The sequence below is a fragment of the Pseudomonas sp. MRSN 12121 genome, assembly GCF_000931465.1.
Classification (GTDB): Bacteria; Pseudomonadota; Gammaproteobacteria; order Pseudomonadales; family Pseudomonadaceae; genus Aquipseudomonas.
The window spans coordinates 2,825,241-2,846,783 of the sequence record NZ_CP010892.1 but is presented as its reverse complement, the minus strand read 5'-3'; the positions used below and the strand labels follow the sequence as shown (position 1 = coordinate 2,846,783).

Below are 21,543 nucleotides of genomic sequence, written 5' to 3'. Positions count from 1 at the left end.
GGACGCAAGCAACGGCCTCGTTTCCTGCCCTGACGAAACAGCAACTATGCTGGGTCCGGTGCCTGAATCGACCGGGCAGCTCGGACCTTGCGTCCACAGGTCGTGGCAAAACAATGGGAACGGCCCCCTCCGCCAGGGTTGAAGGGGCCGTTGCTGTCTCTCAAGGCAGGTCTTCTGGAGGTCTGAAATTGCGAATCGCTTTTCTGGTGAACCGGGACGTAGAGAGCAATCTCGCGCTCAATTACCTGTTGCCCGAGCTTCATGAGAGCACGGTGGGCATATTCCTCTCGCAGAGGGTGGGATCGGGCAGCAAGGTGCCACGCCTGCTCGGACAACTGGCCTTGATCGAACAGGATTTGTTCACTGCCTTGCCCCCTGGCTCAGGCGGATCCAGCGACCCGGCCGGCAGCGGGCAGCGATTCGGCTTTGCCGAACTGCAGCAACGTTTTGGGGTTCCCGTGCGGGTATTGCCCAGCTTGAGGGAGCCTGCGGGCCTGCAAATGCTGCAGGAGGCGGAAGCGGATCTGTTCGTCTCGATCCGCTTTGGGCAAATCCTCAAGAATGAAGCCCTGGCCATTCCATCACGCGGCGTGCTCAATCTTCACTCTGGCCTCTTGCCTGAGTATCGAGGGGTTCTCGCGACCTTGCGGGCGCTGCTGAACGGCGACCCGGAGATCGGCTGTACGCTCCACTGGATTGACGGTCCCGGCATCGATGTCGGTCGCATCATCGAGACAGCGCGTGTCACGGTCGACAAAGAGCGCTCCCTGCTGTGGCACATCCTTGCGCTTTATCAACCGGGCGCGCAGCTGATCCTCAACGCCATCAGGCGCCTGGAGCGCGGTGAACCCATGGCGGGGACGTCTCAGGATCCCTCTGCCGGGGCCTATTACAGCTTTCCCGACGAGGATGACTTGATGCGGTTCACGGCACAGGGTTGGCGGCTCTTCGATCGCGAGGACGTCTGGGAGCTTTTCGAATCCTACGGCTTTGCGTTGCGGCCAAACGCGCTTTGAGCGCTGAACGGCGCGAGGGAAACGCTCGAAACGACGCCGCAAAAGGCTGGCAGAGCCGCCATTCGACATCCTCGACAGCGGCTGCTTAAATGGGCGCCCTCCGTTCCCAGGTGCGCCCTCGAATGACCGACACCTTCCAGGGCAGTTGCCTGTGCGGCGCCATCCACTACCAGCTGGCGTCTCCCCCAAAAGCGCTTTCGCACTGCCATTGCAGCCAGTGCCGCAAAAGCCATGGGGCGGCCTTCGCCAGCTATGGCAGCGTGTTGCGCAGCGATCTGCGCCTCGTTCAGGGTGCCGATCGCCTCACGTCCTATGCGTCTTCCGCGTCGGTGCTACGTCAGTTCTGCGGGCAATGCGGTTCGTCGCTGTTCTGGACGAGCAGCCAGGGCGACTACGCCGACTGGATCTCGATCGCCCTGGGCACGCTGGATACGCCCTTCATGCCGGACAGGCAGAAACACATCCAAGTGGCCTCCAAGGCTTCGTGGTACGAAATTCAGGAGCAGTGGCCGCAACACCCATGAGCGCCAATATCGAACGGCTGTCGCCCCCTCCCCGCTGACTAGCCCATCACCACGCTTCTCAAAACACTGGCAATCAGAGGTTCACCTGGAAAATGGGACTGGATGTTCATCTTGAAGCTGACGAGCGTCTCTCACTGGAAGTGCTTACGGTCATCGCGCGTACCCTGGGTGGGTTGGATCTGGCCTGCGATGACAGCTCAGTGTTTGCCCATTTCGCCTCCGGCCTGTCAGTAAGTGCCAAACGCCCCTGCGACGATCAGGCTATTTATTCAGAAGACACCAAGGGGTTGTCATTCCCGGTAATGGCTCGCTGCTACTTCAGAATCAAAGGCCCTGGCCCCGAAGACAGCTCGCCACTCGACGATCTGAAAATGTTCGTTGAGGCCATTGCCGCCGAATCCGATGCTTACTTTCTGGTGTCATTTCAGTACGAATCCCTGATGTATTGGCGAGATCAAACCGGGCTTCATAGCACTTAGGTTGCCAAGACCTGGGTATGGAGTCGGCCAGGAGCCGGCGCATAAAGGCATCATGGACGACCAGGTTCTCAGGTCATTCGATCATCCGGATACCTACCCTCAACAAGACAACAACACGGAGGTTGATATGGGCAATGACGCAGGCAAACGCGTCGTGGTGGTGGGCGCCGGCATCGTGGGCGCCTCCCTGGCGTATCACCTGGCGGGCCAAGGCGCGCAGGTCACTCTGGTCGAGGGCGAAGGTATCGCGTCCGGAGTGACTGGACGCTCCTTCGCCTGGATCAACACCAGCCACAGCGGGCCCGATCCCGTCGCGGCATTGCGCGGTGCGGCAATCCGGGAGTACCGCCGGCTCGAAACCGAGCTACCCGGGCTGAAGGTACGCTGGACAGGCGCCTTGTCTTACGGCGTGGCCTCGGCTGAGTCCCCCGCCGCCAGCCACCCGCCTTCGACAAGCCAAGTGTCGCGCGCGCAGATTCTCGAGCTTGAACCCAACCTCAAGCATCCCCCACGGCAAGCCTTGTTCGCCGCCGAAGAAGGCGCGCTGGACGCCGTGCAAACCACCCATGCCTTGATTGCCGGCGCCGAGGCTCATGGCGCGAAGGTACTCACCCAGACCCGGGTGCTCGGTTTTATCACCCAGGGGGCCAAGGTGATCGGCCTCGAAACCGCAAAGGGCCCTATCGCAGCCGACCTTGTGGTGCTGGCGGCCGGGACGGGCATCAGCCAGCTGACGGAGACGTTGAACCTGCCCCTGCCCATAGCGGCCTCGCCCTCGATCTTCATCCGCTACCAGGCCCGATCCGATCTTGTGCGCACCCTGATCTCCAACCCTGCAATGGAAGTGCGCCAAGGCGCGGGCGGCCAGTTGCTGGCCGCGGAGGACTACCTGGACGACACCCCGGAAAACCAGCCGACCGCGATAGCCCTGCGCACCGCCCGGGCCATTCAGGACGAGCTGCACGGGGTGACGTCCATCGTTCCGGAAGTGGCGTGCATCGGGCTCAGGCCCATACCGGTCGATGGCCGCCCCATCGTCGGTTACCTGCCCGGTATCGCCGGCGTATATGTGTGTGTGATGCACCCCGGTGTCACGCTGGCGGCTATCGTGGGCCGCCTCGCCAGCGAAGAGATCGTCCACGACGAGGCCGCTGCGGCGCTTGGCCCCTGCCGGCCCGAGCGGTTCTTGCAGGCGTAGGGGGCGAAAGGCACCCGCGACGAACGACGAATGTCCACCAGAGCTGCAACGGCCCGATGCAATACCTATAAACACTTCTGTCAGACAACCCTTGGTAAAAGAGCGCCTACAATCCACAGCGGCAGGTTGTGTACCGACACCACCAGAGGTGCCTCGATCCCTGCGCCAGTCGCGCAGTGTCTCGAGGCGTTGTAGGGAAACCCGATAACGCCTGCTATCCGGGTCGTGCCTGTTCAATGGACGGAATCAGACGCATGCTGGACGCCAATGCCACCCATATCGCCTTCACTGTCGAAGGTGCCTCGGTCGACCTGCAGGTCCTCGGTTTCGTCGGCCGCGAAGCCCTCAACCAACCCTTCTGCTTCGATATCGAACTGGTCAGTGCCCGTCCCGACCTCAAGCTCGAGGAATTGCTGCATAAACCGGCCTGCCTGACGTTTGGCAGCACTGGTAAGGGCCTGGTCCACGGCCTGGTGTACCGCATCGCCCAGGGCGACTCCGGGCGCAAGCTGACCCGCTACAGCCTCAGCCTGACCCCGCAGCTCAACTACCTGCGCCACAGCTTCAATCAGAAAATCTACCAGCACCTGAGCGTGCCGAAGATCATCGCCCAGGTCCTGGAGGCCCGCGGCATCCTTGCCGACGCCTACCGCTTCCAGCTCGGCGCGACCTATCCGGAACGGGTCTACTGCACCCAGTACGACGAATCCGACCTGCACTTCATCCAGCGCCTGTGCGAAGAAGAAGGCATCCATTTCCACTTCCAGCACTCGGCCAGCGGCCACACCCTGGTGTTCGGCGACGACCAGACGGTGTTCCGCAAGCTGCCGGCGGTGAACTACCAGCAAGACTCCGGCATGGCCGCCGAACAGCCGGTGATCAAGCGCTTCGGCCTGCGCCTGGAAACCCGCACCAGCCGCGTCGGCCGCCGCGACTACGACTTCGAGAAACCGCGCCTGCTGCCCGAAGCCGCGGCCAAATCCGGGGTCATGCCGGACCTGGAAGACTACGACTACCCGGGCCTGTTCACCCAGCAGGCCCGCGGCAAACAGCTGGCGACCCGCGCCCTGGAACGCCACCGCAGCGACTACCGGCTGGCCGAGGGCAAGGGCGACGAGCCGACCCTGCTCAGCGGCCACTTCCTGACCCTGGCCGGCCACCCGCGCAGCGAATGGAACGACCTGTGGCTGCTGCTGGAAGTGATCCACGAAGGCAAGCAACCGCAGGTGCTGGGCGAAAACATCACCAGCGATGTCACCAGCAATAAGGACGACTTCCACCAGGGCTACCGCAACCGCTTCCTCGCCACCCCGTGGGACGCCCATTACCGCCCGCCGCTGGAGCATCCAAAACCCAAGTCCCTGGGCAGCCAGACCGCGGTGGTCACCGGGCCCAAGGGCGAAGAAATCCACTGCGACGAATACGGGCGGATCAAGGTGCAGTTCCACTGGGACCGCGACGGCCAGGCCGACGACAACACCTCCTGCTGGCTGCGCGTGGCCAGCGGCTGGGCCGGCAAGGCCTATGGCGGCATCGCCATCCCGCGCATCGGCATGGAAGTGCTAGTGACCTTCCTCGAAGGCGATCCCGACCAGCCGCTGGTGACCGGCTGCCTGTACCACAAGGAAAACGTCGTTCCCTACGACCTGCCGGCGAACAAGACCCGCAGCACCTTCAAGACCCTGAGCAGCCCCGGGGGCGGCGGCTACAACGAGCTGCGCATCGAAGACAAGAAAGGCGCCGAGCAGATCTACCTGCACGCCCAGCGCGACTGGGACGAAAACGTCGAGCACGACCAGCGCATCCGCGTCGGCAACGAACGCCACGACACGGTCGAAGCCAACAGCCTCACCGAGCTCAAGGCCGAAGAACACCGCATCACCCACCTGGACCGCAAGAGCGACATCCGCGCCAACGACCACCTCACTGTGGCCGTCAGCCAGCACCTGAAACTCGGCACCGCGCAATTCGTCGAGGCCGGCCAGGAGATCCACTACAAGGCCGGGACCAAGGTGGTGCTCGAAGCCGGCGCCGAACTCACCGCCAAGGCCGGCGGCAGCTTCGTCAAGCTCGATGGCGGCGGCGTGACCATCGGTGGTGCGGATGTGAAGATCAACTCTGGCGGGGAACCAGGGAACGGCACAGGTATCGCCGTATTGCTGCCGCAACAGCTGAAAGCCGCGGACAACGACACCGCGGGCAACACCCTCGCCGCCGCTCCGGGCAACCAGGCCAGTGTGCCCAACCCCTCCCTCGCCGCCCCCCAGGCCGCGGAAGCGGCCCGGGCCGCCCGACTGGACCTGCAGGACCGCCAGGCACAGACCCTGATGAACGCCGCCGTGCACGGCATGCCCTTTTGCGAGGTGTGTCGCAAATGAGCCGTTTCCTGCAAGCCGATCTCCGCCTGGACGAATGGTTGACCAGCGAACTCTGGTCACACGGCAGCCGTCCCGAGGATCCCCAGGTGTATGCCCTGCTGGACGGCGCCCGGGCCCCGGAGATCGAGCAGCGCGTGCGCACGAGCCAGGCCGGCTTTGCCTGCCTGTATGCAGGCGAGCTTTCTCCCAGCCTGTCGGCCGCTGCACCTTACCTGCTGCACCTTCAACCCGACCAGCCCTATACCCGGCAACTGCTTGAAGACAGCTGGGGACAGAGCTGGGGCTGCTTTGTGGTCGCATCGGCCCAGGTCAGCCTGGAGGACCTGCGCCAGCACTTTCGCAGCCTGTTGCGGGTGCTCGGGCCGGAGGGCGAGACGCTGGTGTTCCGCTTCTACGACCCACGGGTCTTGCGCCTCTACCTGCCGACCTGCACCGCCCTGGAGCGTGCCGCGCTGTTCGGGCCCGCCAGGGCGCTGCTCGCCGAAACCGGCACCGGGCATTCATTGATCGACTACCCGGTGGACCCCGCTGGCGGCCCCGCTGCCCGCTTGCGCATCTGGCCATCCGGCCAAGGGGTTTCATGAGCGCCACCGGGCATTGTGCGCCCAGGACAAAAACAGCATGGGAGTCTTTCATATGATCAGGATTCGACCCGAGCAGATGGCCGTATTCGAGCACGCGCGGCAACAGGCGTTCTGCGCCAGGGCCGTGGCATTCCTGCACAGCGAGCACGCCCCACGGTGCGCGGAACGGGGTCATGCCGAGGTCGTTCTGCTGGTGGAGCAGTACACCCCGCGCCTGGTGGCGCACGGCATCACCTCGCCGGTGCAGGCGGTGACCCTGCTGGAAACCCTGCTGCTGAGCCGCCTGGACCTGCGCTCCCAGGCCGATGCCGAGGCGGTGGATGCGGCCTTCGCCCAGGCCGGGCCCTCGTTCGACAGCCTCAACGATCGCCTGGGCGATGCGTTGGCACCAACCTCCCGGGGGTAGTCATGTCGGAGTTCACGGACGCTTTCCACAACTACTACCAACTGATGCAAGGGATGTCGGCGGACAAACTGCTGTTGCTCAAGTTGACTCGGCTGTTCGAAAACAATGTTCATTCATTGGGGGAACTGGAGCAGATCCTGGCCTCGAAAGACTCCGACGGCGTCATGAAGTACATCCAGTTTCATTGCAACAGCGAAAACCCCTGGAAGGACGAAAACCCCAACAAGGGCAAGCATGTGCGCAAGACCATGGCCCTCGGCAAGCTCAAGGACCTGCGCCAGATGATAGAACGCACCACGATCGCTGTACTGATCGCGACCATGGCGCGGCACAACCTGAGCGGCGGCGAACACGAGAAATTCCTCGATGTCCTCTGGACGACATGGAAAACCGAACACTATGACGCCAAGAACTACCGGACGCGGGTGCATTCAAGTCACCTGGGGCTGTCTCCCCACTTCGCCCATGGCAGCCTGGAGGGCAACTCCGTGCTGGCCGGCATGGTGGCCTTGACGGAGCAGCACGCCGACAGCTGGCACTCTTACGTATTCAACGTTTGCCTGATCAAGATCGCGGACAACGAAGCACAAAAGGCCGCAGGAATGGAGGGTCGCTTTCTGTTGGTCACCCAGAATAACCGCTCGTGTTTCACCCACGGGGTCAGCCAGATCCCTCCCCTGGTGTTCAAGTTGTGCGCCGACGACCTCACCGCGAACTTCCGCAAGTTCAGGGTGTTCGAGGAAAGCTCGCTGAATGCCGTCGTGGCCTGCAAGGACAACTTGAACAGGATCGCCAATGACAAGGAAACAGCGATGACCCTGGCTTTGGCCGAGAAGCAATCGATCTCCCCTTGCCTTACCTTCCTGGAACAGGCCTACCAGGGTAACGACGAAGCCAGGATCAAGAAGCTCGGGAGGCGCCCCGCCTATACCCATGCCTGTCTGGAAACGACCTCGATCGCCACGATCATTCAGGGGCCGGAGCGGGAGTACAGGGTCAGCGTGCCTGCCGGCCTCTACGAACACGGCGGCCCATTGACCCTCGACAGCCCCGGCATTTTCCAAAAGCTCTGGCATACGACCTACAACGGCAAACCATTGGAGCCCCGCAAGGTAGGCGACATGACCGTCATAGAGGTGGCCGACGATGGCCATTGCCTGTTTGCCGCGATTGGTGTCAAGACCGGTGATTCCGTGAAGGAACTCCGGAGCAAGGCGGCGGAATATCTCCAGCAGCACCCCGCGCTGATCAAGGAGGAAAAGGATCAAAAGCGCTACCTGGAAGCCCTGAATAATATGGACAAGGACATCCTGTGGGGTGGTTTTCCGGAAATCATGGCACTGGCCGAAAAGCTGGGGCGCGTCATCGTGCTTCACCAGGATGGCAAGCAGCCTACCATCTACCAGGGCGACATCCATGCCCGCGAGGTTTGGCCCGTCTACCAGGAACAGGACAACGACATCCACATTTACTATTGCTCGACACAAGGCCCGGGCGGACCGCTGAACCACTTTGACGCATTGATCAAGCCAGCCTGAGGCGGCAGCTGGCGGCCTGCGCGCCAGCCGCTTCCCTCGAGCCGAAATCTTTCCATTTTTCGACCGTTTTCCACGCTGCCAGCCCCCCGGATAGCGCAGGACCTTCAGCAACGCCCCATCCCCTCTCACCCACGGCTCCTTCCGCCCTAGGGCGCCTCAAAAACCCCACAATGGATCCACAATAGAACTGCTTGTTCGATAATCGCCCTTTAAACAAAGAATAATCATTGACTTGAAAATCCAAACGCCCTCCTAATGGATCCATTAAATAACAACAATCACCCGCCTGGAGAGCCTCCATGTACCCCAAGAACGCCTGGTACGTTGCCTGCACCCCCGATGAAATCGCCGACAAGCCCCTGGGCCGGCAGATCTGTGGCGAGAAGATGGTGTTTTATCGCGGCCTGGAGGGCCGGGTCGCGGCGGTCGAGGATTTCTGCCCCCATCGTGGCGCACCACTTTCCCTGGGCTATGTCGAGGACGGCCAGCTGGTGTGCGGTTATCACGGCCTGGTGATGGGTTGCGACGGCAAGACCGTGGCGATGCCCGGGCAACGGGTGCGCGGTTTTCCCTGCAACAAGACCTTTGCCGTGGTCGAGCGCTACGGCTTTATCTGGGTCTGGCCCGGCGACCAGGCGCTGGCCGATCCGGCGTTGATCCACCACCTGGAATGGGCGGTCAACGACGAATGGGCCTATGGCGGCGGGCTGTTCCATATCGCCTGCGACTATCGGTTGATGATCGACAACCTGATGGACCTGACCCACGAGACCTACGTCCACGCCTCCAGCATCGGCCAGAAGGAAATCGACGAGGCGCCGCCGACTACCACGGTCGAGGGCGACGAAGTAGTCACCGCCCGGCACATGGAAAACATCATGGCCCCGCCGTTCTGGCGCATGGCCCTGCGCGGCAACGGCCTGGCCGACGATGTGCCGGTGGACCGCTGGCAGATCTGCCGCTTCACCCCGCCCAGCCATGTGTTGATCGAGGTCGGCGTGGCCCATGCCGGCCACGGCGGCTACGACGCGCCGGAACGCTTCAAGGCGTCGAGCATCGTGGTGGATTTCATCACCCCGGAGACTGACACCTCGATCTGGTACTTCTGGGGCATGGCGCGTCATTTCAACCCGCAGGACGAGGCACTGACCGCGAGCATTCGCGAAGGCCAGGGCAAGATCTTCAGCGAGGACCTGGAGATGCTCGAACGCCAGCAACGCAACCTGCTCGCCCACCCCACGCGCAACCTGCTCAAGCTGAATATCGACGCCGGCGGCGTGCAGTCGCGGCGGGTGCTGGAGCGTCTGATCGCCAGGGAGCGCGCCGGCGAAGCCGCCTTGATCGCCACGACCAGCGCCTGAATCCGCCACCACAGCCTGCCGCGGGCGCAGCCGTGCTGTGCCCTGCCCCTTTCCATGCAAGAAACGCAAGTGCCGCCAGCGGCGGCGCTCGGAGAACCGACGATGATCGATGCAGTGGTGGTATCCCGTCACGACGAAGCCCAGGACATCTGCAGCTATGAACTGGCCAGTGCCGATGGCAGCCCGCTGCCGGGCTTCAGCGCCGGCGCGCATATCGACGTGCACCTGCCCGGCGGGCTGGTGCGCCAGTACTCCCTGTGCAATCACCCCGAGGAACGCCACCGCTACCTGATCGGCGTGCTCCGCGACCCGGGCTCCCGCGGCGGCTCGCAGGCCATGCACGAGCAGATCCACCCCGGTATGCGGCTGCGCATCAGCGAACCGCGCAATCTGTTCGCGCTGGCTCGCGACGCCCGGCGCAGCCTGCTGTTCGCCGGCGGCATCGGCATCACGCCGATCCTGTGCATGGCCGAACGCCTGGCTCACAGCGGCGCGGATTTCGAGCTGCACTACTGCGCGCGCTCCCGGGAGCACGCGGCCTTTGTCCAGCGCCTGCGCAGCGCGTCTTTTGCCGACCGGGTGTTCCTGCATTTCGACCAGGAGCCCGAGACTGCGCTGGACGCGGCCCAGGTGCTGGCCGCGCCGCGCAGCGACGTTCATTTGTATGTGTGCGGCCCCGGCGGCTTCATGCAGCACGTGCTGGACACGGCCAGGGCCGCGGGTTGGGAGGAGCCCTGCCTGCACCGCGAGTACTTCGCCGCCGCGCCGGTCGACACCCGTGACGATGGCAGTTTCTCGGTCAAGCTCGGCAGCACCGGCCAGGTGTTCGAGGTGCCGCCGGACAAGAGCGTGGTCCAGGTCCTGGAGAGCCATGGCATCGGCATCGGCGTGTCCTGCGAGCAAGGGATCTGCGGCACCTGCCTGACCCGGGTGCTGGAAGGCGTGCCGGAACACCGCGACCTGTTCCTCAGCGAAGACGAACAGGCGCGCAACGATCAGTTCACCCCCTGCTGCTCACGCTCGAAAACGCCGCTGCTGGTGCTGGACCTGTGAGGGGAGTCACGCGGGGCGCAGGATGACTTTCATCCGCTCGTCCGCCGCCGCGCTGCTGAAGATCTCGGCATAGCGCAGGGTCGCGTTGGCATGCTCGCGCATGATCGCCTCGGCCCGCGCGCCCTGGCGGTTGACCAGGGCATCGAACACTGAATGGTGCTGCATGTGCGCGTAGTTGAAGCGCCGGAATTCACGGGCCATGTCCTGGCGATCCACCGCCAGCGCGGTCACCGAGGCGAACGGCAGGTGGTCGTTGCGCGCCAGGGCATCGGCGATCGCCGGGTTGTGGCTGCCTTCGACGATCACCTGGTGAAACTGCATGTTGAGGTCGTGGTAGACCTCCAGGTCGTCTTCGGTCACATACCCCTTGGCGAACAACTGGTCGCCCCGCGCCAGACACACCTCGAGGCTCGCCCGCGCCGCGTCCGACAGCCCGCGCTCGGCGGTCTGGCGTGCCGCCAGCCCTTCGAGCACACCCCGCACCTCGACCGCGCCGGCGATGTCCTCGGCGCTCACCGAACGCACCTGGAACCCACGCCCGCCAAACCGCACCAGCAGGCCTTCCTGCTCCAGCGTGCGAAACGCCATGCGCACCGGCATCCGCGAAACCCCGAACAGCTGTGCCGTGGGAATCTCCATCAACCGCTCCCCCGCCGCCAGCTCACCCGAGGCGATCATCTTGCGCAGCGCGACCAGCACCAATTGACCGGGCTTACTCATCCAGGCAACTTCCAGAAAACGTGGGCGGCCATAGTAACGCAAGCATTGCGCTGGCGGCATGGGGATAGTGGCGGGCTGGCGGAGCTGGCCTTACGGGCCTCATCGCGGGCAAGCCTCGCTCCTACGGGAAAGGCGTAAACCTGCTGCCACACGGGCCGAAGGACTTCAGCGCTCTCAAGCCTTTGCGCCCCCTTCGGGGGCGATCGCAGCCTCGCTGCGCTCGGCAGCGGCTACAGGCTGCGCTGCCAACCAGGCCGGCCGCCTCGCGTTGCTTTGGCTGGTGGTGACCTTACGGGCCCCATCGCGGGCAAGCCTCGCTCCTACGGGAAAGGCGTAAACCTGCTGCCACACAGGCCGCAGGGCTTCAGCGTTCTCAAGCCTTTGCGCCCCCTGCGGGGGCGATCGCAGCCTCGCTGCGCTCGGCAGCGGCTACAGGCTGCGTTGCCAACCAGGCCGCCTCGCGTTGCTTTGGCTGGTGGTGACCTTACGGGCCCCATCGCGGGCAAGCCTCGCTCCTACGGGAAAGGCGTAAACCTGCTGCCACACAGGCCGCAGGGCTTCAGCGTTCTCAAGCCTTTGCGCCCCCTTCGGGGGCGATCGCAGCCTCGCTGCGCTCGGCAGCGGCTACAGGGATCCAGGTTGTCGGCCAGGCCGGCCGGTAGGCCGCCTCGCGTTGCTTTTGATCTGAACGCCCCGTCAACCACGATGGCCGAACGCAGGCATTGAGCCGTGGATGGCCTGTGGCGGCGGCCCACGGATCAATGCCGGAGTGAGGGCATGCCGAGCCTAGGCGAGGCACCGAGTGGAGGGGCAAGGCCCTTTGGTTACTTTGGGGCCTTTCCAAAGTGACTCGCCGTAAGGGCGAAACCATAAGCCGCCGTAACCGCAGCAACGGATATGTACCCCGCCCAAAAAACACAGCCCCCCTCCCCACTCAAAGCGCCAACGGATAACTCACAATCACCCGCGTCTGATCGAAATCACTATTGAAACTGCGCCGATTGGTCGCGTTATTCACCCGCACACTGAGGTTCTTCAGAGTGCCACTCTGCACCGTGTACCCCACCTCGGTATCCCGCTCCCACTCCTGCCCATCGCTCCCAACCCTGGTCGTGGCATTCTCGCCCCGCCCATAACGCACCATCGCCAGCAACCCCGGCACCCCCATGGCGGCAAAGTCATAGTCGTAACGCACCTGCCAGGAACGCTCGTCGGCGTTGCTGAAATTGCCGTTGAACATATCGTTGCCCAGGGTCCGGCCGCTGCTGCCATACACCGACATCCACGGGCTGTCGCCGCTGACTTTCTGCAAGCCCAGGTACAGCGTATGCCCCGCTGTGGACGCCGAGAGCAAGGCATAGGCGGTGCGGCTGCGGATCTCGCCGATGCGCGCCTGGCCATCGTCCTTGTCGATGAAATAGCCCAGGTTCGCCCCCAACACCCAGTCGCCCACCGGCTGCTTGTGCAGCAGGTTGAAATAGCTCTGTTGGTAGATGTCTTCCAGTTGCGCATGCCAGGCGCCGATCAAGGTGCGCTGCTGGTTGAAGCGGTACTCGGCGCCGGCATAGGTGAAGCCATCGGACGTCACCCCGGGCGCGGCCCAGGCCGACAGGTCCTGCATATCCGAGGAATTGCGCAGGCTCACCGCACGGTACTGCCCCGCCTGCAGGCCCAGCCCGGCGATTTCCCGCGAGTCGAGCATCGCCCCGCGGAAGGTCTGCGGCAGCAGCCGGCCATCGTCGTAGCGCAGCAGCGGAATGTCCGGCAGCAGCTCGCCGACCTTCAGCTCAGTGGCGGAAATCCGCATTTTCGCCGCCACGCCGGCGCGACCGTAATTGTCCGCCGCGCGCCCGTCGCCATGCACCGGCAGCAGCTCCGAGCCACTGGTGCCACGGCCGCTGTCGAGCCTGACGCCGAACAGGCCGATGCCGTCGAGGCCGAAGCCGACGACGCCCGGCGTGTAGCCGGAATTGAACTTGAGGATAAAACCCTGGGCCCACTCCTCGACCTTGCTCTTGGCCGCCCCCGGGTCGCGAAAGTCCCGGTTGAAGTAGTAGTTGCGCAGGGTCACGCCAGCCTGGGCGTCCTTGAAAAAGTCATTGTCGAGAAAGCCGCCTTCTTCAGCCAGGGCCGGCAGGCCCGTGCCCAGTGCCAATGAAGTCGCTGCCAGCGAGTGGGCGAGGATGCAACGAGGGGTGCTCATTATTATTGTTCTCCGCTTTGCATGGGCGCAGCCGTACCCCGACAGGTCGCTGGCGACCCGCCTCTGCTCGGCTGCAAAGAGGCCCGGCCGTGTCCCGGCCGGGCGAAAACCTCAACTCAACACAGGGGCATCAGAAGGGATAGCGACGCGCCGTGTGCTGCACGCTGATCCAGTGATCGCGGGTGAATTCGTCGATCGCCCAGTCGCCGTTGAAGCGCCCGAGTCCCGAGTTCTTTTCCCCACCGAAGGGCGCGTTGGCCTCATCGTTCACCGGGATGTCGTTGATATGGGTCATGCCCGCCCGGATCCCCCGGGCGAAGTTCACCCCGCGTTCCAGGCTGCCCGTGAACACCGCGCTGGACAGGCCGAACTCGCTGGCGTTGGCCAGTTCCAGGGCATGGGCCTGGTTCCGCGCGCGCAGCAGCCCCACCAGCGGGCCGAAGATTTCATTGCGCGCCAGGTCCATGTCGGCCGTGACCTCGCCGTACACATGGGGCGCCAACAGGTTGCCGCGGGCGCCGCCCTCGTACAGCGGCTCGGCGCCTTCGCGACGGGCCAGCTCGATCTTCTCGTGCAGGCCTTGCAACTGCCGCTCGTTGATCACCGGGCCGATGACCGTCTCGATCGATTGCGGATCGCCGACCTTGAGCGCCCTGACCCGCTCGACGAAGCGCTGGGCAAAGGCGTCGTAGAGACGCTCGTCGACGATGATCCGGTTGATGGCCATGCAGATCTGCCCCTGGTGCAGGAACTTGCCGAATACCGCCGCGTTCACCGCCTGCTCCAGATCGGCATCATCCAGAACCACGAACGGACTGTTGCCGCCCAGTTCCAGGGCCACATGCTTGAGGTGCGCGCCGCCGCTGGCGATCCGGCCGATGCCGCGACCGACCGGGGTGGAGCCGGTGAAGGTGATCAGCGAAGGCACCGGATGCTCGACGAAGGCATCGCCGATCTCGCTGCCCGCCCCCACCACCACGCTGAGCACGCCCGCCGGCAGGCCGGCCTCCTCGAATATCCTGGCCAGCAGCAGGCCACCGCAGACCGGGGTGTCGCTGGCCGGCTTGACCACCACCGCGTTGCCCAGCGCCAGCGCCGGGGCGATGGAACGCTGGGTCAGGTGCAGCGGGAAGTTCCACGGGCTGATCACCCCGACCACCCCCAGGGCGCTGCGGTAGACCCGGCTCTCCTTGCCCGGCACATCGGACTCGACGATGCGCCCATGAACCCGCGCCGGGAACGACGCCGACTCCAGGGCGATGGCCCGCGCCGCGCCCCATTCCAGTTGCGCCTTGAGCCGGGTGCTGCCGGATTCGCGAATGATCCAGTCGACGATTTCCTCGCGGCGCCGGTCGAACACCGCCACCACCTGGTGCAGCACCGCCGCCCGCGCCGACGGCCCGAGCGCCGCCCACTGCGGCTGTACGGCGGCCGCCTTGGCATAGGCGGCATCGAGGTCGGCGCGGTTGGCCTGGGCCACCTCCAGCAGCGGCGCGCCGTCATAGGGGTTGGTCACCGCCAGGGTCTTGCCGGCGGCGCCGGCGCGCCACTGGCCGGCGATGGGCTGCAGATGCAGATCGGTGTAGACAGCTGTGGACTCACTCATGACAAAACTCCTCGACACAGGATTCACGGGAAAGACCGGCGCGCGCCCCAGCGCAGCGCCGCTCCGGGTTATTCATGACCACCGCCGGCGGCCGCCCGCGCCTCGATCAGGCGCAGCAACCCCAGCAGGGTTTCGGTGTGCGGCACGGCGAGGCCGGCCTGGCGCGCCCTGGCCAGGACTTCGCCGTTGATCGCACCGATTTCCGTGGGCCGGCCCGCCAGCACGTCTTGCAGCATGGACGGCCGGTGCGTGCGGTGGTGGGCGATGGCATAGGCCACGGTATCCAGGCAGTGCTGCGCATCCGTGGCCACCCCCACCGCCTGCGCGACGCCGAGCACCTCCAGCACGATCGCCCGCGCCAGCGCCTGGCCTTGCGGCGCGCCATCCAGTTGCCCCACGGTGCAGCCGGTGACGGCACACAGGCTGTTCAAGGCGGCGTTGAACGCCACCTTCTCCCAGATCGCGGTCCAGACGTGCGGGTCCACCGTGCAGTCGAGCCCCGCCGCCTCCAGCACCGCCGCGACCGCGGCGCAGTCCTCACGCTCGCCACCTTCCAGGGCCAGGATGCGAACCACGCCCTGGCCATGGGAACGCACATGCCCGGGCCCGGCCATGTCGGCGGGCCAGGTGGTCATGCCGATCAGCACCCGCTGCGGGGCGATGTGGCGGCACAGCGCCTCGGCGTTGCCCAGGCCGTTCTGCAAGGTCAGCACCAGGCTGTGCTCGCCGATATGCCCGGCGATGCCGCGCAGTGCCTGCTCGGTGTGCTGGGCCTTGGTGAAGACCAGCAGCAGGTCCGGCTGCCCCGTGACCTGCTCCGGCCGGCAGGCGCTCAGGCGGCCCACGCGGCGGTCGCCGCTGTCGGTCTCCAGGCGCAGGCCCTGGCGACGGATCGCCTCCAGGTGCCGGTCGTTGATATCCAGCAGCGTGACCTGCTGGCCGCTCTCCGCCAGCAGGCCGCCGAACAGCGAGCCCATGGCGCCCGCCCCGAGAATGCTGATGTTCATCGAATCTCCTTATCGGTGTGAGGGATCATGCCCGACGCGCGCCGCGGGATATGCCGGCGCACCACGACCAGAGCGACCAGCGCCAGCACCATCACCGTCCCCAGCAGGGTCAGGTAGCCCTGGGCACCGCCCCGGGTGATGACCGTGGCGCCGACGAACGCACTGAGAATCGCGCCGAGGCGACCGAACGCCAGGGCCGACGCCGTCCCGGTGGCACGCACGCCGGTGGGATAGATAAAGGCGCACAAGGCATAGAGGGTCGACTGCACCGCATTGACGAACAGGCCATGCACGCCGAAGCCGAAGATCAGCAAGCGGCTGTTCTGCTCGACATCCACCGCCTGCATGGCAAACGCACTGGCCGCGCCGCCGGCGCAACAGATCAGCAGCGGCCAGAACGAGCCCCAGCGCGTCATGGCGAGCGCGCACAGCAGCGCGCCGATCACCCCGCCGAGGTTGTAGGCCGTGAGCCCGGAGCCGGCCAGCGCCAGCGGCAGGCCCTCGGCCAGGAGCATGGTCGGCAGCCAGCTGAAGGCGCTGTAGACCGCGGTCAGGCACATGAAGAAGGCCACCCAGACCGCCAGCGTGTCGCGCCCGTAACCCGGGGCGAACAAGGCGCGAAAACCCGCTTGCCGTTCGCTCTTCTGCTCCAGCGCATCGGTGTAGCGCACGCCCTCCGGCATCGGCCGGCCCATGCGCCCCAGCAGCGCGCTCAGCTCGCCCCAGCGTTGCGGCCGGCGCGCCAGGAAGCGCGGCGATTCGGGCAGGGTCGCCAGCAGCAACAGGCCCAGCCCGATGGGCAGGCTGCCGCCGACGAAGAACAGCGTGCGCCAGCCGTACAGCGGCAGGACGTGGGAGGCGAACAAGCCCGCCAGCATCCCGCCCAAAGGCACGCAGACGATGGTCGCGGTGACCGCCAGGGTACGCCGGCGCGCCGGGGTGAATTCCGCCGTCATGGTGGTGGCGCTGGGCAGCGCCCCGCCGATGCCCAGCCCGGCGACGAAGCGCAGCGCCGCCACGGTCGCCGCGTCCGGCGCCAGGCCGATGGCGCAGGTCGCGGAGCCGAACACCAGCACGCTGGCGATCACGGCCATGCGCCGGCCGAAACGGTCGGCGAACAGCCCGGCGCAGGCGCTGCCGATGCCCATGCCGATCAGCCCGGCCGCCACCGCGGGGGCGAACGCCTCGCGGGTGATGCCCCATTCCTTGATCATCAGCGGGATCGCGAAACCGATGAGCTGACCGTCGAAACCGTCCAGCACGATCGACAGCGCGGCCAGCAGCACCACGATTTTCTGCATGCCCGTGTAGGGGCCGTCATCGAGCAAGGTGCCGATATCGGCGCTGCCGGTGCCCGGGGTCGGCTGCCGGGACGCGGCCGCCGTCACTTCACTGAGCGAAGTCGTGTTCATAACCACCTCTTTTTATTCTTGTGGGGTGTGCGCAAGGCGCGGTGGGCAAACCTAGGGTTCGATGGTCAGGGTCGGCACCTCGATCAGCACCGGGCGATCGCCGGCCAGGGCGGCACTGAAGGCCGCGGCGAACTCGGCGCCGGTCGCGGCCTGCACCGAGTGCACGCCATAGCCCTGGCCGATGGCGCAGAAGTCCAGGCCCGGCACGTCCAGCCCCGGCGCATCGGCCACCTGCAGCACGTCGGCGAACCAGCGCAGGGCGCCGTAGGTGCCGTTCTTGAGGATGATGAACACCACCGGGACGCCGTACTGCGCGGCCGTCCACAGCGCGGTGATGCCGTAGTTGGCCGAGCCGTCGCCGATGATCGCCACCACCCGCCGTGCGGGGCTCGCCAGTTGCACGCCGACCGCGGCCGGCAAGCCGAAGCCAAGGCCGCCGGCGGCCGGGAAGAAGTAACTGCCGGGCTCGCTCATCGCCACCCGCTGCCAGAACGCGCTCACGGTGGAGGTGGACTCCTTGACGTAGATCGCGTCCCGCGGCGCCAGTCGGTCGATCAGGTCGAACACCGTTTCCGGGCGCAGCAAGCCACCCTCCTCGGCCACCGGCGCCGGCCGCGGCAAGGCGCTCGGCAGCGGCCGTGCGCTCTGCGCCAGCGCGCCGACCAGGGCTTCGAGGGTCTGCGCGATATCGCCCACCAGCGCATCGCCCATGGGCGCCCGCGCCGCCTCGCCCGGATCGCAGGTCAGGTGCACCAGTTCGCAGCCCGCCGGCAGGTAATCGCCCGGGGCGTACTGGTGGTAGCGGAACACCGGGGCGCCCACCACCAGGATCAGGTCATGCTCGGCCAGGCAGCGGCTGATCCCGGCGATGGCCGCCGGCAGCACGCCACGGAAACACGGGTGGCGCGTGGGGAACGGGCAACGCGAAGCGGACGGCGCGACCCAGGCCGGCATCCGCAGCTTCTCCGCCAGTTGCACCGCCAGGCCGTTGCTGCCACTGCCGTCGACATCCGGGCCGAGTACCAGCACCGGGCTGTGCGCCGCCGCCAGGCGCTCGACCAGCGCCTGCAGTTGCGCCGCCGAAGGCAGGCCGGCGCTGGCCACCTGGCGCCGTGCCAGATGCTCGACCCCGGCCGGTGCCGCGCCGGCCCAGTCGTCGTAGGGAATCGACACGTACACCGGCCCGCGTGGCGCCAGGCTGGCCATGTGGATCGCCTGGCTCAGGGTGCGCGGCACGTCCTGGGCCGAGGCCGGCTCGTGGCTCCACTTCACCAGCGGCTTGGGCAGTTGCGCCGCATCGACGTTGGCCAGCATCGCTTCCACGCCGACCATCGAGCGCACCTGCTGGCCGGCGGTGATCACCAGCGGGCTGTGGGAGTACCAGGCGTTGGTCAGCGCGCCCATGCCGTTGCCCGTGCCGGCGGCGGCATGCAGGTTGACGAAGGTCGGCTTGCCGCTGGCCAGCGCATAGCCGTCGGCCATGCCGACCACCGCGCCTTCGTGCAGGCCGAGGATGTAGCGGAAGTCCTCGGGAAACCCCTTGAGAAACGGCAGCTCATTGGACCCCGGATTGCCGAAGATGGTGGTCAGGCCTTGCTCGCGAAGAATCTCGTAGGACGCAGAGTGGACGGTTTTCATAAGGACCCTTGTTATTGGATTTCGGGTTACTCTTGCAGCCGCTACAAAATTGATCAAATCGATACTATCTCTATCAAAAATAAAATCGGTCTATATCCACAACGGCAGCCGAGGCGGTATGAGCCACATCGACCTGAACCTGATCCGCACCTTCGTCACCCTCTACGAAGCCCGCAGCGTGACCCTCGCCGCCGAGCGCCTGTTCGTCACCCAGCCCTCGGTCAGCTACGGCCTGGCGCGCCTCCGCGAAGTGTTCGACGACGCGCTGTTCAGCCGTACCCGCGACGGCATCCAGCCGACCTTTGTCGCCGAACAGCTGTACGGCACCCTGCGCGAATCCCTGACCCGCATCGAAGGCGCGGTGCAGAGCTGCCGCCAGTTCGACCCGGCGAGCACCGAGCGGCGCTTTCGCATCGCCCTTTCCGACCTGGGCGAGATGGGCTTCCTGCCGCTGATCCTGGCGCGCCTGAACCAGGAGGCGCCGCTGGCCGAAGTCGAGGTGCTGCCGCTGCAGGTGGACCAGGCCGGCGAGTGGCTGGCCAGTGGCAAGGCCGACGCCGCGATCTGCCGCCACCCGGTGCCCGGCACCCGCAGCCAGGTACTGATCAACGAGCGCTACGTATGCCTGCTCAGTGCCCGCCACCCGCGCATCGACCAGCAGTTGAGCCTGGAACAGTTCCTCGCCGAGCGACACGTCACCGTGACCCGCACCACCGGCCACGGCAGCATCGACGATGCCCTGAAGTCCATCCACGCACAGCGCCGTATCAGCCTGCATGTGCCGCACTTCTCGGTGCTGCAGAAGATCATTCCCGGCACCGAGCTGCTGGCCGTGCTGCCGGCCCAGATCGCCCGCCTGTTCATCCAGGAAGGCGACCTGAAAATGCTCGAGCTGCCGTTCCCGGTGGCCGAGTTCGAGGTGTCGCTGCACTGGCACCCCAACAGCGACAGCTCCGCCGCCCTGCGCTGGTTCTGCGCCACGGTGGCCGACGCCATCATCCACGGCCAGGCCCAGGCTGACGGCTAGGCCCCGGCCAGCGCCGGGCGGGCCCGCGCGCGCGGCGGCCTGAGCCACAGCAGGCACGCGGCGGCGATCACGAATACGCTGGCGAATACCCCGTACAGGTGCAGCGGCTGCCAGCCGCCATCCAGCAGGAAACCGGCCACGGTCGGCGAGACAATCGCGCCGATGCGCCCGATGCCGATGCCCCAGCCGACGCCCGTGGCGCGCACCGAGGCGTCATAGACCACCGGCGACAAGGCATAGAGGCCGGCCACGCAGCCATTGGCGAACAGCCCGATCAACAGCCCCAGGCCCAGCGCCGCGCTGATCGATGTCGCCGAACCGACGAACAGCACCAACAGGCCGGCGGTAACCAGCATGAACAGCGCCAGCACCCGGCCCAGCGGCCAGCGCGAGGCCAGAGCGCCGATCAGCGCCGCGCCGAAGATCCCGCCGACGCTGAGCAGCACCCCGCCGGTGATGCCCTGCTGCGCCGACAACCCGGCGGCCACCAGCAGTTTCGGGGTCCAGCTCATGACGAAATAGAAGCCGAACATCACCAGGAAAAACAGCAGCCAGATCAGCAAGGTGGTACGGCGCATGGCCGGCGCCAGCAACTGGCCGAAACCGCTGGGCGCACCAGGTTGGCGTGGCGCCGCCGGCGGCAATTGCCCCAGCTCGGCCTGCCCCAGGCGCCGGGCCAGGCGATTGATCCGCGCCAGGGCATTGTCCGGCCGCCGGGCGAGCAGGAAGTCCAGGGATTCGGGCAGCCACAGCCACACCAGGGGGATCACCAGCCAGGTCACCGCGCCGCCGAACAGGAACACCGAGCGCCAGCCCCATTGGCTGAGCAACCACACCGCCAGCAAGCCGCCCAGGGTGGCGCCCAGGGCATAGCCGGTGGACTGCAGGCTGACCGCCAGGCCGCGCCAGCGCTGGCTGGCATATTCGCTGGCGATCACGTTGCTGCTGGCCAGGATGCCGCCGATGCCGAGGCCGGTCAGGCCCCGCAGCAACGCCAGTTGCACCGGGGTCTGGCTCAGGGCCGAAAGCAGCATGCCCAGTCCGGAGAGCGCCAGGCAGAACAGGATCAGCGGGCGCCGGCCGAAACGATCGGCCCAGGGCGCGATGAACAGCGAACCGGCCGCCATGCCGAACAGCCCGGCGCTGAGCAACAGGCCGACCTGCGCCCCGCCCAGGTGCCACTCGGCCGACACCGAGGCCGCGGTGAACGCCATCACCAGCACATCGAAGCCGTCGATCATGTTCAGGACCATGCAGATACCGATGGCCAGGCATTGAAAGGCACTCATCGGCCCGCTGTCGACGCGGCTCTTCAAGTCGCTCATGGCAGCCACTCCCCGGCGCCGGCCGGCGACAGCGAGAGAGGAAACGGCAGCGTGCACACAGACAGGCG

Annotated in this window: 18 protein-coding genes; 11 read left to right on the top strand and 7 right to left on the bottom strand. The window is 66.0% G+C overall.

Features of this window, described 5'->3' with window-relative positions:
- Positions 1-188: 188 nt before the first annotated feature.
- From TO66_RS13090 to TO66_RS13050, 10 genes are all read left to right on the top strand, one after another.
- On the top strand, positions 189-1,016 hold the full coding sequence (locus TO66_RS13090) for a formyl transferase (protein WP_044462710.1): 828 nt from the start codon (positions 189-191) through the stop codon (positions 1,014-1,016).
- A gap of 122 nt (positions 1,017-1,138) precedes the next feature.
- Positions 1,139-1,540 carry a GFA family protein gene (locus tag TO66_RS13085; RefSeq protein WP_044462709.1) on the top strand — a complete coding sequence of 134 codons (402 nt, stop codon included), beginning with the start codon at positions 1,139-1,141 and terminating at the stop codon, positions 1,538-1,540.
- A 92-nt stretch (positions 1,541-1,632) separates the two neighbouring features.
- The gene (locus TO66_RS13080; protein ID WP_044462708.1) at positions 1,633-2,019 is read left to right on the top strand and encodes a hypothetical protein; all 387 of its coding nucleotides are present in this window, start codon (positions 1,633-1,635) and stop codon (positions 2,017-2,019) included.
- Between the two features lie 127 nt (positions 2,020-2,146).
- The gene (locus tag TO66_RS13075) at positions 2,147-3,217 is read left to right on the top strand and encodes an FAD-binding oxidoreductase (RefSeq protein WP_044466018.1); all 1,071 of its coding nucleotides are present in this window, start codon (positions 2,147-2,149) and stop codon (positions 3,215-3,217) included.
- 254 nt (positions 3,218-3,471) lie between these two features.
- Entirely contained in the window at positions 3,472-5,595 is a 2,124-nt protein-coding gene (locus TO66_RS13070) for a type VI secretion system tip protein VgrG (protein WP_256243483.1), read from the top strand.
- Positions 5,592-6,179 (top strand): DUF4123 domain-containing protein, encoded by a 588-nt coding sequence (locus TO66_RS13065; RefSeq protein ID WP_052506118.1) that lies wholly within the window; start codon positions 5,592-5,594, stop codon positions 6,177-6,179. Before TO66_RS13070 ends, TO66_RS13065 begins: the two co-directional genes overlap by 4 nt.
- Positions 6,180-6,231: 52 nt before the next feature.
- Complete coding sequence (locus tag TO66_RS32045; protein ID WP_156162067.1) at positions 6,232-6,585, top strand: hypothetical protein; 354 nt, start codon at positions 6,232-6,234, stop codon at positions 6,583-6,585.
- Between the two features lie 2 nt (positions 6,586-6,587).
- Positions 6,588-8,123 carry an OTU domain-containing protein gene (locus TO66_RS13060; protein WP_052506116.1) on the top strand — a complete coding sequence of 512 codons (1,536 nt, stop codon included), beginning with the start codon at positions 6,588-6,590 and terminating at the stop codon, positions 8,121-8,123.
- 299 nt (positions 8,124-8,422) lie between these two features.
- Entirely contained in the window at positions 8,423-9,484 is a 1,062-nt protein-coding gene (locus TO66_RS13055; RefSeq protein WP_044462706.1) for an aromatic ring-hydroxylating dioxygenase subunit alpha, read from the top strand.
- A gap of 102 nt (positions 9,485-9,586) precedes the next feature.
- Positions 9,587-10,537 carry a PDR/VanB family oxidoreductase gene (locus TO66_RS13050; protein WP_044462705.1) on the top strand — a complete coding sequence of 317 codons (951 nt, stop codon included), beginning with the start codon at positions 9,587-9,589 and terminating at the stop codon, positions 10,535-10,537.
- 6 nt (positions 10,538-10,543) lie between these two features.
- On the opposite strand, the gene TO66_RS13045 is transcribed toward TO66_RS13050, so the two are convergent.
- From TO66_RS13045 to mdlC, 6 genes are all read right to left on the bottom strand, one after another.
- Positions 10,544-11,257: a GntR family transcriptional regulator gene (locus tag TO66_RS13045; RefSeq protein ID WP_044462704.1), complete on the bottom strand. Its 714-nt coding sequence runs from the start codon at positions 11,255-11,257 to the stop codon at positions 10,544-10,546.
- 934 nt (positions 11,258-12,191) lie between these two features.
- On the bottom strand, positions 12,192-13,460 hold the full coding sequence (locus TO66_RS13040; protein ID WP_044462703.1) for an OprD family porin: 1,269 nt from the start codon (positions 13,458-13,460) through the stop codon (positions 12,192-12,194).
- A 130-nt stretch (positions 13,461-13,590) separates the two neighbouring features.
- Positions 13,591-15,066: an aldehyde dehydrogenase family protein gene (locus TO66_RS13035; protein ID WP_044462702.1), complete on the bottom strand. Its 1,476-nt coding sequence runs from the start codon at positions 15,064-15,066 to the stop codon at positions 13,591-13,593.
- A 68-nt stretch (positions 15,067-15,134) separates the two neighbouring features.
- Positions 15,135-16,073 (bottom strand): ketopantoate reductase family protein, encoded by a 939-nt coding sequence (locus TO66_RS13030; protein WP_044462701.1) that lies wholly within the window; start codon positions 16,071-16,073, stop codon positions 15,135-15,137.
- Positions 16,070-17,485: an MFS transporter gene (locus tag TO66_RS13025; RefSeq protein WP_044462700.1), complete on the bottom strand. Its 1,416-nt coding sequence runs from the start codon at positions 17,483-17,485 to the stop codon at positions 16,070-16,072. Before TO66_RS13025 ends, TO66_RS13030 begins: the two co-directional genes overlap by 4 nt.
- A 51-nt stretch (positions 17,486-17,536) precedes the next feature.
- The gene (gene mdlC, locus TO66_RS13020; RefSeq protein WP_044462699.1) at positions 17,537-19,123 is read right to left on the bottom strand and encodes a benzoylformate decarboxylase; all 1,587 of its coding nucleotides are present in this window, start codon (positions 19,121-19,123) and stop codon (positions 17,537-17,539) included.
- A gap of 118 nt (positions 19,124-19,241) precedes the next feature.
- Between mdlC and TO66_RS13015 the strand changes: the two genes are divergently transcribed.
- Complete coding sequence (locus TO66_RS13015) at positions 19,242-20,150, top strand: LysR family transcriptional regulator (RefSeq protein WP_044462698.1); 909 nt, start codon at positions 19,242-19,244, stop codon at positions 20,148-20,150.
- On the opposite strand, the gene TO66_RS13010 is transcribed toward TO66_RS13015, so the two are convergent.
- Positions 20,147-21,475 (bottom strand): MFS transporter, encoded by a 1,329-nt coding sequence (locus TO66_RS13010; RefSeq protein ID WP_044462697.1) that lies wholly within the window; start codon positions 21,473-21,475, stop codon positions 20,147-20,149. The two genes, TO66_RS13015 and TO66_RS13010, sit on opposite strands and share 4 nt — an antisense overlap.
- Between the last annotated feature and the right edge of the window lie 68 nt (positions 21,476-21,543).